The following is a 508-nucleotide window of genomic DNA, read 5'->3' as shown; positions in this document are numbered from 1 at the left end:
CATGGGGGACGCGGTGATGGCGGCCACCCGTGCATTGCGCCAGGTGATTTTTGCGGACCGCGTGGCGGGAAGTGTGAAGCCGTTGATGGGGTCATTGAACACGATGACGACCGCGGACGCATCGACATCCGTCGTTCCGGAACCGTTGTTCCGCATGTCGGAGTGCTTTGCAACGGGAAAGGTCGAGCCTTTGACTACCTCCTCCCAGGTCTGGCCTGGCCGCACGGACAGGGTCGCCGGCACGAGGCCGTCGCGCCAGACCCATGCGCTCGCTGCCAGCATGACGGCGGCGGAAACGGTGGCAAAGGCGCCGACGCGCCGTGCCAGACGTCGCCGCCAGAACCGGAATTCCGGCGGTGCGTGCGGGCGTGCGCCTGCACTGCCGGCCACGCGCGGATGTTCATGGTGTGAATTCATGTCTACGTTACCGGCCTCACTCTGGTACCCGGGACGGGTCTTTCCTGAATAGCGCATTTTTCTGTCAATGACGGAGGGGAGTAACAAGATC

1 protein-coding gene is annotated in these 508 nt (G+C 63.8%); it reads right to left on the bottom strand.

All coding sequences use genetic code 11. The features are described from left to right. A partial coding sequence (locus KHO33_RS41980) for a hypothetical protein (protein WP_211629357.1) occupies positions 1–474 on the bottom strand: 474 nt, incomplete at its 3' end. Positions 475–508 lie beyond the last annotated feature (34 nt).

The organism is Paraburkholderia nemoris (assembly GCF_905221015.1).
GTDB classification, from domain to species: domain Bacteria; phylum Pseudomonadota; class Gammaproteobacteria; order Burkholderiales; family Burkholderiaceae; genus Paraburkholderia; species Paraburkholderia nemoris.
Note: the sequence above shows the minus strand (reverse complement) of the source record. Positions and strands in the feature narration are given on the sequence as shown.